Origin of the sequence: Pseudoalteromonas sp. TAE79, assembly GCF_000498015.1 — a bacterium.
Taxonomy (GTDB): Bacteria; Pseudomonadota; Gammaproteobacteria; order Enterobacterales; family Alteromonadaceae; genus Pseudoalteromonas.
Map to the genome: position 1 here is coordinate 1 of NZ_AUTL01000289.1, position 15,220 is coordinate 15,220.

11 protein-coding genes are annotated in these 15,220 nt (G+C 38.7%); 7 read left to right on the plus strand and 4 right to left on the minus strand.

The window, feature by feature from the left end:
• The 5 genes from L655_RS0124035 to L655_RS0124060 all read left to right on the plus strand — a co-directional run.
• Positions 1–1,224 (plus strand): IS4 family transposase (locus tag L655_RS0124035; RefSeq protein ID WP_024606525.1); only part of this gene is annotated, 1,224 nt, incomplete at its 5' end.
• A 414-nt stretch (positions 1,225–1,638) separates the two neighbouring features.
• A complete protein-coding gene (locus tag L655_RS0124040) occupies positions 1,639–2,679 on the plus strand; it encodes a Glu/Leu/Phe/Val dehydrogenase (protein WP_002961676.1) in 1,041 nt (346 codons plus the stop codon).
• Between the two features lie 136 nt (positions 2,680–2,815).
• Complete coding sequence (locus L655_RS0124045; protein WP_024606526.1) at positions 2,816–3,454, plus strand: CatA-like O-acetyltransferase; 639 nt, start codon at positions 2,816–2,818, stop codon at positions 3,452–3,454.
• Between the two features lie 167 nt (positions 3,455–3,621).
• Complete coding sequence (locus L655_RS0124050; protein WP_024606527.1) at positions 3,622–4,446, plus strand: M90 family metallopeptidase; 825 nt, start codon at positions 3,622–3,624, stop codon at positions 4,444–4,446.
• 105 nt (positions 4,447–4,551) lie between these two features.
• Positions 4,552–7,731: an amidohydrolase family protein gene (locus L655_RS0124060; RefSeq protein WP_024606528.1), complete on the plus strand. Its 3,180-nt coding sequence runs from the start codon at positions 4,552–4,554 to the stop codon at positions 7,729–7,731.
• A 138-nt stretch (positions 7,732–7,869) separates the two neighbouring features.
• Here the strand turns inward: L655_RS0124060 and L655_RS0124065 are convergent, their stop codons facing one another.
• Positions 7,870–8,211: a hypothetical protein gene (locus L655_RS0124065; RefSeq protein ID WP_002961684.1), complete on the minus strand. Its 342-nt coding sequence runs from the start codon at positions 8,209–8,211 to the stop codon at positions 7,870–7,872.
• Between the two features lie 150 nt (positions 8,212–8,361).
• Between L655_RS0124065 and L655_RS0124070 the strand changes: the two genes are divergently transcribed.
• Complete coding sequence (locus tag L655_RS0124070; RefSeq protein WP_024606529.1) at positions 8,362–9,114, plus strand: Nif3-like dinuclear metal center hexameric protein; 753 nt, start codon at positions 8,362–8,364, stop codon at positions 9,112–9,114.
• A 14-nt stretch (positions 9,115–9,128) separates the two neighbouring features.
• Here the strand turns inward: L655_RS0124070 and L655_RS0124075 are convergent, their stop codons facing one another.
• The 3 genes from L655_RS0124075 to L655_RS0124090 form a co-directional block, all read right to left on the minus strand.
• Entirely contained in the window at positions 9,129–9,893 is a 765-nt protein-coding gene (locus L655_RS0124075) for an ElyC/SanA/YdcF family protein (RefSeq protein ID WP_024606530.1), read from the minus strand.
• A gap of 54 nt (positions 9,894–9,947) precedes the next feature.
• Entirely contained in the window at positions 9,948–10,835 is an 888-nt protein-coding gene (locus tag L655_RS0124080) for a LysR family transcriptional regulator (RefSeq protein ID WP_024606531.1), read from the minus strand.
• A 410-nt stretch (positions 10,836–11,245) separates the two neighbouring features.
• Positions 11,246–13,615, minus strand: a complete 2,370-nt coding sequence (locus L655_RS0124090) for a GGDEF domain-containing protein (protein ID WP_024606532.1) — start codon at positions 13,613–13,615, stop codon at positions 11,246–11,248.
• A 291-nt stretch (positions 13,616–13,906) separates the two neighbouring features.
• Here L655_RS0124090 and pyrC point away from each other — a divergent pair, with 291 nt between their 5' ends.
• Positions 13,907–14,959 carry a dihydroorotase gene (pyrC, locus tag L655_RS0124095; RefSeq protein WP_024606533.1) on the plus strand — a complete coding sequence of 351 codons (1,053 nt, stop codon included), beginning with the start codon at positions 13,907–13,909 and terminating at the stop codon, positions 14,957–14,959.
• The last annotated feature ends 261 nt before the right edge of the window (positions 14,960–15,220 follow it).

Sequence of the window (15,220 nt, forward strand, 5' to 3'; positions counted from 1 at the left end):
ATCGAAGAAGCCTATGCACTGACCGAAACCGTTACACTACGAAAAAGAAAACTAACCCTAGAATCGATGGCTTGGTTGTTGATCGGTATGGTTATTTATAATGACAAATCCATGGCCGATGTCGTTAATATGCTCGACATTGTTGACCGAGAAGGGAAGCCATTTGTTGCGCCAAGTGCTTTAACTCAGCGTCGTAAAAACCTAGGTGAAGCCGCTATGAAAGCCTTATTTGAATGTACCCAAAGACATTGGAATGAAGACGCTAACCACCCTCATTGGAATGGACTTACCTTGCTGGGTGTCGATGGTGTTGTTTGGCGTACGGATGACTCCCCCCAAAATAATGAGGCCTTTACAAAACCGACCAACACACAATACCCACAGGTCAGAATGGTGTGTCAAATGGAACTGAGCAGCCATTTAATAACGGGGAGCGCTTTTGATGATTACAAGGTCAATGAAATGGTACTGGCTGAAAAGCTTATAGAAACCACACCAGACAATAGCCTCACTTTATTCGACAAAGGTTTTTATTCTTTAGGGCTTTTACATAAATGGCAAACAACTGGCAGTGAACGCCATTGGCTAATCCCCCTGAAAAAAAATGTGCAATATGAAGTTATTCAAACATTAGGGCGTAATGATAAATTAGTCCAACTTAGCAGCAACCCAAGAGCAAGAAAGATGTGGCCAACGCTGCCTAACACCTTAATCGCGAGGTTAGTGACTCGAAAAATAAAGGGGAAATCATATAGTGTGATGACATCTATGACAGATCCGATGCGATATCTATCAGCCGATATAGGTGATTTGTACAGTCACCGCTGGGAGATAGAGCTTGGTTATCGGGAACAAAAGCAATATATGCTGGGCAATCGATTAACATTAAGAAGTCGCTTACCAGCGCTTGTAAAGCAAGAGCTGTGGGGGGTGTTGCTTACTTATAATATGGTGCGATATCAGATGGTAAAAATGTGCCACACATTAAAAGGTGATTATTTACCGTACCAACTGAGTTTCAATGGTAGTTTAGCTCAAATAATGAGGTTGCTTGTTGGATTACCTTATTCAACACCTGGAGCCATACCACGTCAATTAAAATACTTTTATGCGATGGCAGAAAGCCTAATTCTAGAGCCTCGAAGGGATCGAGGTTTTCCTCGTGCAGTCAAGCCAAGACCACAGCGGTACGCTAGAAATAAAAAAGCCGCTCACCTTAAGTGAACGGCATTAGAGCCTAGTGCTCGCTTTTTTGTTTTTTTAAATAGAGTTATTAGTAAGTTTACAGCTCTGACCAGTTTGCGAAAAAGCTCACTTTTTACTGGAAACCTGTAGGCAGCGGTACGTAGCGGCCAAGTAGCACTTGTATATTAAACTTTACATGCAACAATTGTATTACGTTCACGTAAACGTAAGTCGGTATGGTTCTTATATTTATAGTATTTAAAACTTAAAAATGACGGTTTTGTAAATTTTTTATCTATATAAAAGTTTTAATTGGGTTATTTAATTTAAGCTTAATGTTTTCATTGGTTTTATCATCTGTGAGTATAGCGAACACGCATATGAAGTGATAAAGTCTCGGCAATTTCCAGCGCGCATACCCTCTCAGGGGTTAACTATTTCGGAGTATTTTAAGTGGCTGTGTTTAATCGAGTTGAATTTGATAACCATGAACAAGTGGTTTTTTGTTCTGATGAAGAGTCGGGTTTAAAAGCAATTATTGCTGTACATAATACCAACCTAGGTCCTGCAGTTGGCGGATGTAGAATGTGGGATTATGCAAACGACGAAGATGCTGTTTATGACGTGCTACGTTTATCAAAGGGCATGACTTATAAAAATGCAGTTGCGCGCTTACCCTTTGGTGGCGGTAAATCTGTAATTATAGGTAATGCGAAAGAAATTAAATCTGAGCAATTATTCCGTGCATTTGGTCGTCAATTAGAGCGATTAAATGGCAGCTATTACTCAGCAGAAGATGTAAACATCACATGTGCTGATGTAGCTATTATGAATAAAGAAACTAATTACGTACTGGGCCTTGAAGGTAAAAGCGGTAACCCATCGCCATTTACAGCATACGGTACTTTTTTAGGAATTAAAGCAGCGCTACAGCATCAACGTGGCCATCAAAATTTTGCAGGTGTGAAAGTGGCTGTGCAAGGTCTAGGTGCTGTTGCTTATGGTTTATGTAAGCATTTACATGATGCGGGCGCTGAGTTGTTTGTAACTGATATTAACCAAGCCGCGATTGATCGTGTAGTAAGTGATTTTGGCGCAACTGCGGTTGGCATTGATGACATTTACGACTTAGATGTTGATGTTTATGCACCGTGTGCACTAGGCGCAACTATTAACGATTTAACTATACCGCGTTTAAAAGCGACTATTATTGCAGGCTGTGCTAATAATCAGCTGGCAGAATCTCGCCATGGTGAAGTTATTCGTGAAAAAGGCATTTTATATGCACCAGATTACGTAATTAACGCCGGTGGTATTATTAATGTTTATTACGAAACAGCGCCAGATGGTTACAGTGCAGCAGCGTCTAATAAACATGTTGAAGGTATTTTTAATACGTTAACTGAAATCTTTGCCCGTAGCGAAAAAGAGCAAAAATCAACGCATTTAATTGCTGACGAATTAGCGCAAGAGATCATTAAAAACGGTCTGTGATCTAAGTTCTAATTTATATAAGGGTGTGCAATTGCACACCTTTTGTTTATCTGTAAGTTAATGCAATTGTTACTGAACAGCGGTACACTTTATTTTTAATTTTGTGCGGCAAATTATGACTCCCTCAACTTCTCTCATGCAGCCTATCGATTTAGATAATTGGCCTAGAAAGCAACACTTTGAATTATTTAAACACTTTTCTCAGCCTTATTTTAATGTGTGTGTGCGTTTAGATGCTCAAGCACTTTACGACTATTGCAAAACCAATCAATTTTCTTTTTTTCAAGCATATGTATATTGCACCTTAAAAGCGTGCCATGAGTACGATTCAATAATGCTACGTATAATAGATAGTAAGCCATGGCTACTTAACAGTGTTCGCGCAAGTGTGGTTGAGTTGTCTGAAAACGATACGTTTGTTTTTAGTTATTTTAACAGCGCAAGCGATTTTAAAGAGTTTGCAAATCATGCAAGTGACGTAAGCAAAAAAGCGAAATTACAGCCGTTATTTTCTGATGCATTTGCTCAAACAGAAGGGCAGGCCGACTTAATTCATATATCTGTTTTGCCGTGGCTGAATTTTAGTGCGTTTTCGCATGCATTTAGTGAAGGGGAGAGTTTAGGCATTCCTAAATTTGTATTTGGTCAGTTTGATAAACACACAGGTACAATACCTTTAGCTATCGATGTACACCACTCATTAATGGATGGTTTGCACGTAGCGAAATTTATAAACACATTGCAGGGTACATTTGACTCCTTTTGCAAAGTTTAATCTTAAAAGTCACCATTTTAACGGTAGTGCAAAGCAGTAAGTAATTTATAAGTAGTTTATAGGTCATACAATTCGAATTACTTTATATTTAAATACAAACCTCATATGCTTGAAATACACGTGTGCCGGACATATTTATATACCATACCTTAGCTCAGGAAATCCCCATGATAAATGGACTGTTAATTGTTGTTTTAATTCTTTTTGTGGTGATTTTCTGGCGTTGGCCATCAATTCAAAACCGATTATGGCGCAGTAAATATAAAGACTTTGCTTTAAATTCGCAGCAAAAAGATATTTTACTGCGTTGCATGCCCATCTATAAAAAAATGACCGATGCCGACAGAGAAAAGTTAGAGCGACACATAACGTGGTTTTTAAATGAAAAACGATTTGTCGGTTGTGATGGCTTAAAGTTAACGTCTGCAATGAAGTTAATTGTTGCCGCCGATGCGTGTGTATTAGTACTTAATAAACCGTGGCCGTTATATAAAAATGTAAAAGAAATTTTATTATACCCAAGTGCTTATTATGCTCCGCAATCAACTCGCGATAGTGCAGGACTTGTGAGTTACCATAATACGGTAAGATTAGGTGAGTCTTGGCCTGGCGGCACACTAGTACTCAGTTGGCATGACGTGCTTGAAGGTAACCGCTTGCCAAGTGATGGACATAATTTAGTTTTTCATGAGTTTGCGCATCAACTCGATCAAGAAACAGGTAAAACAACGGGCACACCCATTTTAAAAAGCTCAGCAGATTACAAAGAGTGGGGCCGAGTATTTAGCCGTGCTTTCACCCAGTTAAAAAGTCATGTTGCTTACAGCATGCCGTATGTTATTCACAGCTATGGCGCAACTAATGAAGCTGAATTTTTTGCTGTACTTACCGAAACCTTTCTCGAAAAACCCGCAGAGCTTCGCCGATACGACCCTGAAATTTACAGTATGCTAGTTAATTACTATCAATTTGACCCTATTGTTTGGCATTAAACCTACATAAACCGCGCTTTATCATATAACGCTGGCAAGTTGCGTTTGTTTTTGTTGCAATCATGTGAAATAGTTTTTACTGCAACAATAACAAGCGAGAAACGCATGAAAAAAATGCTTCATACAGTATTAGCATTGTCGGTATCATTAGCGATAGGGCAGGTAAATGCCGCTGAAAAAGACGAGCAAAAATGGCAAGTAGATTCACCAAAAGGGCAATTTGTTGACGCTGCAATTAGCGTTGAGCAAGGCACATGGATGAATATAGATATTAGCCCTGATGGTAAAACCGTGGTGTTTGACTTACTTGGCGATATTTACACTATGCCAATGAGTGGTGGTACAGCTACAAAGCTCACCTCTGATATTGCATGGCAAATGCAACCACGCTTTAGTCCTAACGGCAAAAGTATTGCGTTTACCTCCGATCAAGGTGGCGGCGATAACATTTGGATAATGGACTTAAATGGCGAAAATCAACACGCTGTTACCGATGAAACCTTTAGGTTATTAAATAGTCCTGCATGGAGTCCTGATGGCGACTACTTAGTTGCGCGTAAACACTTTACAGCTAGCCGTTCACTAGGTGCCGGTGAAGTGTGGTTGTATCATAAAGCGGGTGGCAAGGGCGTACAGCTTACAAAACGCGAGAACGATCAAAAAGATTTAGGTGAGCCAATGTTTTCACCGGATGGTCGTTATGTATACTTTTCGCATGATGCAACACCCGGTAAAACATTTCATTATTCAAAAGATTCTGTAGCGGGTATTTATAAAATTAAGCGCTACGACCGTGAAACGGGTGAAATTGAAACCATAATCGATACGATGGGCGGTGCTATTAGGCCTACACCGTCACCTGATGGAAAAAAACTGGCGTATATAAAGCGTGATGATTTTCAAACTAGTCTTTATTTATATGACTTAACCAGCGGTGAGCACACTAAGCTTTACGATAAGCTTGAGCGAGATATGCAAGAAACCTGGGCTATTCATGGTGTATACCCAACCATTGCATGGACACCAGATAACGAAGAACTGGTGTTTTGGGCTGGTGGCACAATTCACAAGCTAGATGTTGCAGACAAATCTGTAAAAACCATTCCTTTTAAAGTGCAAACAAGTAAAAAAATTCAAAAAGCGGTGCGCTTTACACAAAACTTAGATACTGATGAGTTTGATGTAAAAATGCTGCGTAATGTGCAAGTAAGCCCAGATGGCGAAACTGCAATTTTTGAAGCGCTTGGACATATTTATAAACGTGATTTAGAGTCGGGTAAAATTAAGCGTTTAACAAAGCAAACTGATCATTACGAATTATTTCCACAGTACTCTCGCGATGGTAAAAAAATAGTTTACACCACATGGGATGATAACAAACAAGGGTCTGTAAGAGTTGTGTCTGCACGCAGTGGTTGTGGTGATACAGTTACAATGCAGCCAGGCAAGTACGTAGAGCCAACGTTTAGCCCAGATGGTAAAACGGTTGTTTATCGAAAAGCTACTGGCGGCAGTATTTTAAACCCTAAGTGGTCACTTAACCCTGGTATATATAGCGTAAGCGCAAAAGGCGGTAAAAGTGAGCTTATTTCAAAAAGTGGTTATCAACCACAATTTGGAGATGCAAACGATCGCGTTTTTATAATGAGTCCTTGGCCAAAACCAACGCTTAGCGTAGTAGAGCTTGAAAGTAAAAAATTTCGTAAACTGTACGAATCAGAGCATGCGACAGAATTTAGAGTATCACCAGATGGGCAATACCTCGCTTTTGCTGAGCGATTTAAAGTATTTGTAACGCCGTTTGTACAGAGTGGTAAAATAATTAATATTGGGCCTAAAGACAGTCAATTCCCAATAGAGCAGTTATCGGTGCGTGCTGGTGAAAACATTAGTTGGAGTGCTAAGAGCAACAAACTTTATTGGACATTAGGGCCTGAGCTTTATCATGCAAGCCTTGAGGGGATGTTTGCTATTAACAAAGCCGAAGATGCCGACTTTAAAGTGAAAAGTGGCGATAATATCGGTTTCAGTAAAAAAATGGCAGAGCCTAAAGGCATGATTGCGCTCACTGGTGCAAAAATTATAACTATGGACGGCGAAAAGGTTATTGAAAATGGTGTAATCATCACTGATGGCAAGCATATTAAAGCAATTGGTACAGCAAGCGATATAAGCATCCCTAAAGGTGCTGAGGTTATTGATGTAACAGGTAAAACTATTATGCCTGGTATTGTTGATGCTCATGCACATGGCTCGCAAGCAAGCGGTGAAATTATACCTGAGCAAAACTGGAAAAACTTTGCAGGTTTAGCGCTGGGTGTAACTACAATTCACGATCCATCAAATGATACCTCAGAAATATTTACCGCAAGCGAAATGCAAAAGGCAGGCATGATTGTTGGCCCGCGTATTTTCTCAACGGGTACTATTTTATATGGCGCAAATATGCCAGGTTATACGTCGCATATTGACTCGTTAGACGATGCTAAATTTCATTTAGAGCGCCTTAAAAAAGTAGGGGCGTTTAGTGTTAAATCTTATAACCAGCCACGCCGTGAGCAGCGCCAACAAGTTATTGAAGCAGGCCGGATGCTTGAAATGATGGTTGTCCCTGAAGGCGGCTCATTATTACAACATAACTTAAGTATGATTGTGGATGGACACACAGGTATTGAGCATTCAATCCCTGTAGAGCACATATATGACGATATAAAGCAGTTATGGTCGCAAAGTGATGTAGGTTACACACCAACACTTGTAGTGGCTTATGGTGGCATTTGGGGTGAAAATTACTGGTATGATAAAACTGATGTGTGGAATCATCCACGTTTAAGTAAATTTGTGCCTAAAAATCAATTATTACCACGCTCTATGCGCCGCATTAAAGCGCCCGATCATCACTATAATCACTTTAATAACGCACGCGTTGCTGCTGAGCTGCAAGACCTAGGTGTATTAGTTAACTTAGGTGCTCACGGTCAGCGTGAAGGCTTAGGTGCACACTGGGAGATGTGGATGTTTGCACAGGGCGGAATGACACCGCTTGAGGCAATACGTGCATCAACACTCGATCCGGCTAAGTATTTAGGACTTGATAAAAACGTAGGCTCGCTTGAAGTGGGCAAGCTGGCTGATTTAATGGTTATAGATGGCGATCCGCTTAAAAATATTCGAGATTCGGATAAAGTAGATTACACCATGATCAATGGTCGACTATTCAATGCAGAGACAATGAATGAAGTGGGTAAAAAAGAACGCGAACCACTTTATTTTGAAGAACTGTAATTTATTTTAAACTTTTTAAAGCGGCTACATAACCGCTTTTTTTAGCCTTACCCAATTTATAAAGCTTTATATTTTTGGCAAATAATGGATATAAAAAAACCGCTTAACGCGGTTTCTTTTAAAAATCATAAATGTTGATTAAACAACACCGCGCGGTAAGCGACAGTCATGATCTTTACGAGCTAAAATTACAATCCAAAGTTCTTCCGCTGTGTAACCTTCTTCATTTTCGGTAACAACAGTGAATGGCGCTTTTTTCTGTGCTTTAACAGGAGCAGCTGCTTTTGGTTTTTTCGTTTTAGTTGTTTTACCAGAGTTTAATTTTTTAGTAAGCTCTGCTACGTCAGCTAGGCGTAAATTTTTACCGCCATCAATGCTGTACCAACCAGGTTTGGTTGTGATTTCAGGTTTTTTACCATTGGCAGTTTCGTACGCTGCTTCAAAGGCAGATAACACTTCTGTTTTGTCTAGTTTGCTCATCAGAGACCCTATACGTTGTGAACACAGATAAAGAAGAGGTATTTATACCTATTTTAAAACAGTTTTTCAATTTTTTGCGATTTTCCTTCCATTTTAGGCCTATAAACGCCAAAATTTGCACAAAATTCAGTGCTAAGTAAGGTAAGTTGTATGCAACGTAGAGAATTTAACCAACTCCTAAATGACATTTTGAAACCTCATTTAATAAAAGATTTTTGCCCAAATGGCTTACAGGTCGAAGGTAAAAACGAAATTAAAAAAATTGTGACGGGTGTAACCGCAAGTCAAGCTTTAATAGAAGCTGCCATTGAGCAACAAGCAGATGCTATTTTGGTTCATCATGGTTTTTTTTGGAAAGGGGAATCTCAACCAATAACGGGTATGAAAAAGCGTCGCATAGGTGCGTTATTAGCACACGATATTAATTTATTTGGCTATCACTTACCACTCGATATTCATCCAGCAGTTGGCAATAACGCACAACTTGCAAAGTTATTAGATATTGAAATTGAAACAGGGCTAGAGCCAACTTCAAATAGCGTAGCAATGAAAGGGCATTTAAAAATACCATTAAGTGGTGAAGATTTTGCAGATAAAATTGCAAAAGTGCTTAATCGAACCCCGCTCACAAGCTTAGTACGCTCAGCTAAAATAGAAACCATTGCACTGTGTACTGGTGGTGGGCAAGGATATATTGACTTAGCAGCAGAGCAAGGCATTGATGCTTATTTAACGGGTGAAGCATCGGAGCAGACAATTCATAGTTCTCGTGAGCAAAACATTGATTTTTTTGCAGCCGGGCATCATGCAACAGAGCGCTATGGTGTAAAAGCACTAGGTGAGTTACTTGCTCAAGAGCATGGTTTTGATGTGACATTTATAGACATAGATAACCCAGTTTAATTAGGCTATATAAGTTACAGCGCCTCTGGATCTATCCAGCGGCGCAAACTTATCCATATATTTCCTACTACTTCGTGACTGTATTGCGTAACCACAAGTAAGGCATGAGCATTGGGAATAAACTGCTTGCTCCATGGAAGTGCAGCAAAATTATGATAATCAGTGGCTGCGGTTATGACTTCAATACCTTGAGCATTAAATAAGTCTTTGGCACGGGGCATGTGCAGTACAGATGTTACTAGTGCAACTTTAAAGTCGACTAATTTTGATGCCAGTAATTTAGCTTCTTCACCTGTGTCCATTGCTTTTGGATTTTGGAAAATACGGCTCTTATTAACGCCTAAACTAATTGCCGTTTGATACATAAGCCCGCTATTAGTGGTATTTTTATAACCCCCGCCTGAAACTATAAGCTCTGCGTTAGGGTAGTGCTTTGCCAGTTTTACACCTTCTACCAAGCGCGTTAGCGCACAATTACCTAATTGATTATTAGCACTGAGTGCAGGATTTGGGTTTATATCGCAACCTAGTACAACTATTTTGTCTATTTTTGGATGCTTTAGAGTATTAAACGCAAGCGACGCAGGTTCATTATTTTGGATAATTAAATTGGCGATAAAGGGTGTGCTCAATGCAAGTAATACAATTAAGCTTAAAGTAGACAAGAAGAGAGCTGATTTGCGGCCTTTAAGTGCCAGTAGGAGCATCAGGCATGCAAATAAACCAAATAGAGGCAGTGGCATAAGTAAACCACCAATCATTTTTTTAATAACAAACATAAGAGTTAAACGCTGTAGAGTTAATTACAGCGATATTACTTATTATATTGATGATTATCGACCGTTATTTAGCTTACAGGTATTTAAAAAGTGACGATAAACAGGGTTATCTTTCATGTCTTTTTTCATCGCTAAATACATAGGGCGAGTAAGACCAAGAGCGCCCAAAGGAATTGATTTAATTAAGCCTTGGCTTTCATAAGGTGTAACTAGCCAATCAGGTAAAGCGGCAACGCCCATTCCAGCACTTACTAGTTGAAAAATAAGTAGTCCTTGGTCAACCGTTTTTAATGTACCGTCAAAACGAGCATTCTGAATGAAATGCTTAAATATATCTTGGCGTTCACGCGGAATAGGGTATGAAATAATAGTTTCGTTTTTTAAATCAAGCGCTGTTACATACGCTTTTTTAGCAAGTTCATGATCCGGCGCCACAATAAGCTTCAATTTAAAATCAAATAAGTGCGCGTATTCTAATATGTCGGGTTCGCGTATGTCAGACGTTAAAACTAAATCGAGCTCATCGCTTAGTAAGTCAGGAATAGCGTCGTAACTAAAGCCACGTTCATAATCAATTTTTATATCAGGCCAAAAGTTATTAAATTCTTTAATAGTAGGTAATAACCAATGAAAACATGCATGGCATTCCACACTTAAACGCAGTTGAGAAATAGGCTGGTTTAAGCTTTCTTTTAAACGACATTTAGTCGCTTCCATTTTTGGCAATATTTCGTGAGCTAATTCAAGTAATAGCATTCCTTGAGGGGTAAAGCGGACTGGTTGAGTTTTACGCTCAAATAATTGGCAATCCAATTTATTCTCTAAATCTTTGATTTGATGAGATAAAGCAGATTGTGTCAAAAATAACTCTCGTGCTGTATTAACCAAAGATCCTGTTTCTTTTAGGGTTGCTATGGTTTTTAAATGTTTAATACCAATCATCTTTAAAAATTCTCATGGGAAAAGTGAGTTCAGCTCAGATTAATTACATACTACGCCTATATAAAAAACGTTTCAACGTCTAGATGGCTAAAATAATGCGTTTTATTGCAATTTATCGCTATGAATCTCGAAAATATTAGAGTTGGTAATGATAAAAGTCATTTTAAAACTGGTTTGATGAGTTTTAGATGAGTTTGCTTCATGTTGTATTTTAAATATAACGATTGCTGTGCGTTTTAGCTCAGCGTGAGTTTTAACCATGCTGATAACGGTATGAGGTGAGGTTTGCTGAATGCTTACTTTAGATTGTGCTTTAAAAAATAGAGTCGTTTTGCCTTATAGCTTAAGTTTAGCTCAATGGGAGAGTATATGCGTAATACCTAAGCCAGCGACCTACTCGCTGGCTCTTTTTATAAGGGTTTATTAATTAGTAATATGGCTTTTTTGGCAGTAACAGGTTTTGATTTTAAAAAGCCTTGGCCATAGTCGCACGCGGTGGATTGCAAAATAGTTAATTGCTCAACTGTTTCTATTCCTTCAGCTACAACTTCAAGTTTTAATGATTGCGCAAGTGATAAAATGGCTTCAACAAGTGGGTTAGTAGAATCCTGTAGATGGTCAATAAAGCTTTTATCTATTTTTAAAATATGAATAGGCAGTTGGTGCAAGTAGCCTAGTGCTGAATAACCTGTTCCAAAATCATCAAGACATAATTTTACTTTTAAAGGTGAGAGACCTTCAATTATTTGAGTGGCGAGTTCTAGATTTTCTATTAAGCCAGATTCGGTAATTTCTAAGCATAAAGAACCTAGAGGTAATTGGTACTTATTATAAATGGAATGTATTTGCGCTACAAAATCGAGGCTTGCAAAGTGTCGTGACGATACGTTAACGGTGACTTTTAAAAAGCGATGGCCTTGTTGGTGCCAATTTGAAATATGCTGGGCCGCCAAATCAAGTAAATGTAAATCAAGATTTATAATTTGCCCTGTAGTTTCAGCTATCGGTATAAAGTCATTAGGGGGTACAAACCCTTTTGTAGGGTGGTGCCAACGAACAAGTGCTTCAAAGCCGATAACTTCACTGGTATTAATTGTAAAAATTGGCTGAAAATAGAGTTCAAACTCGTTGTGTTCAATACCGTGTTGTAAGTCGTTTTCTATATCGGCATGGGTTTTAAGTTTTTTACGCATCGTGTTATTAAAAAACTTTACCTGACCACGTCCGGTGGATTTTGCTTCATACATAGCAGCATCAGCTTGTTGCAGTAATATATAAGCTTTGTCGTTTACGTTATCTGTATAGGCAACCCCAATACTCGTTGATGCTTGGAGTAAGTGGTTATCTATATTTAAAGGTTTTGATAATGCGTTTTTAATGCGGTTTAAAGCTTCATTAACTTGGTTTTTATGCGTGATGTTTTCCATAAAAATTGCAAATTCATCGCCGCCTAAACGTGCAAATGTATCCGTGCTTCGTACTGTACCTTTAATCAAGTCGCATATTTTTATAAGGAAGTGGTCCCCAACTTCATGCCCGAGCGAATCATTAATACTTTTAAAACGGTCAAAGTCTAGATACAACAGGGCATGGCTAGTACTCTTTTTAGCACGCGTTAAACGTAAAATAGCATGCTTTATTCTCTCAATGAGTAATGAGCGGTTAGCAAGGCCGGTAAGCTCGTCATGCAATGCTTTATGCTCGAGCTCTTGTCGGGCTAGTTGTCTATCAATTGCCATACTTATTTGGCGACTTACGTAAGTTAGAAGAGCGCTGTCGTGTTCGTTGTATTGCAGTGTTTTATCGTAGCTTTGTACAACAATAACACCGCTTATACGATCACTTGTTTTAAATGGAACACCCAACCAAGACTCTGATTGTCTGCCTACCATTTTAAAATCACCGTTATCTATATGACTTTGAAAGGCATCTTTATTGAGTAATAAGGTTTGCTCTGTTTGCAGTAGGTAATATGAAGCAGTGTCTTTTAGCTGTTCTTTAGATATTTTTTGATGTGTTTTGGTGTTTATGCCTTCTTCGACTATATAAACAAGGTCAAGTATATCTACTTTTTTGTCATATAAAGCGATAAAAAAGTTATCAGCACGAAGTAAGTTATTGATAATTGAATGCAAGGCTTCAAAGAAGGTATCTAAGTCGTTAGCTTTGTAGGTTAGGTTGGCTATTTGTAATAAGCTATTTTCTAATTTTTGTGCGTTGTTAAGTTGCTCAACTGTTTTTTGTAAGTTATTTACCGTATTTACCTGGTTAATTTTAGCACTGAGTAAGTGGGCAACTGTTGTAAGAATTTCAAGGTGTGCGTTTGTAAAGTAGCCTTTAATAGGGTGCTCACAATCAATAACACCTAAAACTTGTTCTTTATATATAAGAGGGACGCATAGTTCTGATTGGGCAGGGCGCTCATCTGCGATATAACGGCTATCTTTTGTTACATCATCGATAACTACGGCTTTACCAGTTGTGGCTACAGCCCCAGTAATTCCTTCACTAAAACGTATTACTTTACGTTCGGCTTGATATTTATCACGGGCGTGAGCAATACCCATCGATGCAACTTGATTTAATGTATAAGCATTGTTATCGGCAAGGTAAATAACGCAATCAACAAATCCTAAACGGTTAACAACGTGCGTTGTAACATACTCAAATAGCTCGTCTAGTGTGTCTAGTTGCAATAGGCTAGATGAAAATTGATTAATGATACTTAGTTGATCAGTTTTTATCTCAAGCGCTCTAGTAGCATCAGTTTTATAAGACATAGGCAATTTATATTGTTCTTTTTATTTTTAAATTCGCAGTTAAGTTAACCTAATTTTGGGTTTTTGTACAAATTAAAGCGATGAGTGGTTTCATACACTGTAAAGTTTTAATATAGCGAGTTTTAATTAATCATAAATCATTACAATAAGCTAATAACATTGAATTTGCTCATTGTGCTTTAAATAGTACCTCAGTAATTTTATCCATATAAAAACTTTATTTTTAATAAAATCTTTACTCGAAAACATCATATGCCTATGATCGGATAAATTCAGCCGTGGAACAAAGTAATGACAAGTAATAATACAAACTCTGTAACAACCCTTACTATCACTCGCCCTGATGACTGGCATGTACATTTACGTGATGGTGACCAGTTAAAAGACACTGTACGCGATATTAGCAGATACATGGGCCGCGCTATTGTTATGCCAAACCTTGTTCCGCCAGCAACGTGCACAGATACGGCATTGTCGTACAGAGAACGCATTATGTCTGCAAATCCACAAGGCAACTTTGAGCCATTAATGGTTTTGTATCTCACGGATAAAACTACACCAGATGAAATAATAAAAGCTAAAGCGACAGGTAAAATAGTAGCAGCTAAGCTTTACCCTGCTGGCGCTACCACTAATTCTGACTCGGGTGTTACATCAGTAAAAAATATTTATCCAGTTTTAAAAGCAATGCAAGAAGTAGGCATGTTGCTGTTAGTGCATGGGGAAGTGACAGATTCGTCGATTGATATTTTTGACCGTGAAAAAGTATTTCTGGATACAATTTTAGGAGATGTAGTAAATGACTTTCCTGAGCTTAAAATTGTACTCGAGCATATTACGACTAAAGATGCAGTAGAGTTTGTTGTTAATGCACCTAGCAATGTAGCGGCAACAATTACAGCGCATCATTTGCTTTATAACCGCAATCATATGTTAGCGGGTGGAATTCGCCCACATTATTACTGTTTACCAATTCTCAAGCGTAACATTCACCAGCAAGCATTAATGGCTGCAGCAATAAGTGGAAATAAAAAATTCTTTTTAGGAACTGACTCTGCACCACATTATAAAGATAAAAAAGAAGCTGCTTGTGGGTGTGCTGGTGCATACACGGCTCATGCCGCTATTGAATTATATGCTGAAGCATTTGAGGATGCAGGAGCTTTGGACATGCTTGAAGGGTTTGCAAGCCACTTTGGCCCTGATTTTTACGAATTGCCGCGTAATACAGATACAATTACATTACAAAAAAAGCCGTGGAAAGTACCTGCAAGTTATACATTGGGCGACTCTGAAGTTGTGCCTATAAAAGCTGAAAATACAATGGACTGGTCTGTCGAATAACCAATAATATATTTAAATCTAAAGCCGCTTAATTTTTAATGCGGCTTTTTTGTTTGCCCAGCGAAGCTGGCAAACCCGATAGGCTGAAAGATGCCTTATTACCCTGACTAAGGGGAAGATAATCTGAATGGCAAGGGCGTCACTGGCCAACGGTGGGGTCTGAAGGAAGCCATAAGAAGTTAGAGGTACACAACTAACCGTAACCTGTTTCGGCAGTATTGGTGGGTCAGCGTGCAAAATAGCGCAACGCCCTATACTTAG

Coding starts and splice junctions, on each gene's coding strand:
- L655_RS0124045 (WP_024606526.1), top strand. CDS start 2,816: ATGCAGCCTATCGATTTAGATAATTGGCCTAGAAAGCAACACTTTGAA.
- L655_RS0124050 (WP_024606527.1), top strand. CDS start 3,622: ATGATAAATGGACTGTTAATTGTTGTTTTAATTCTTTTTGTGGTGATT.
- L655_RS0124060 (WP_024606528.1), top strand. CDS start 4,552: ATGAAAAAAATGCTTCATACAGTATTAGCATTGTCGGTATCATTAGCG.
- L655_RS0124065 (WP_002961684.1), bottom strand. CDS start 8,211: ATGAGCAAACTAGACAAAACAGAAGTGTTATCTGCCTTTGAAGCAGCG.
- L655_RS0124070 (WP_024606529.1), top strand. CDS start 8,362: ATGCAACGTAGAGAATTTAACCAACTCCTAAATGACATTTTGAAACCT.
- L655_RS0124075 (WP_024606530.1), bottom strand. CDS start 9,893: ATGTTTGTTATTAAAAAAATGATTGGTGGTTTACTTATGCCACTGCCT.
- L655_RS0124080 (WP_024606531.1), bottom strand. CDS start 10,835: ATGATTGGTATTAAACATTTAAAAACCATAGCAACCCTAAAAGAAACA.
- L655_RS0124090 (WP_024606532.1), bottom strand. CDS start 13,615: ATGTCTTATAAAACTGATGCTACTAGAGCGCTTGAGATAAAAACTGAT.
- pyrC (WP_024606533.1), top strand. CDS start 13,907: ATGACAAGTAATAATACAAACTCTGTAACAACCCTTACTATCACTCGC.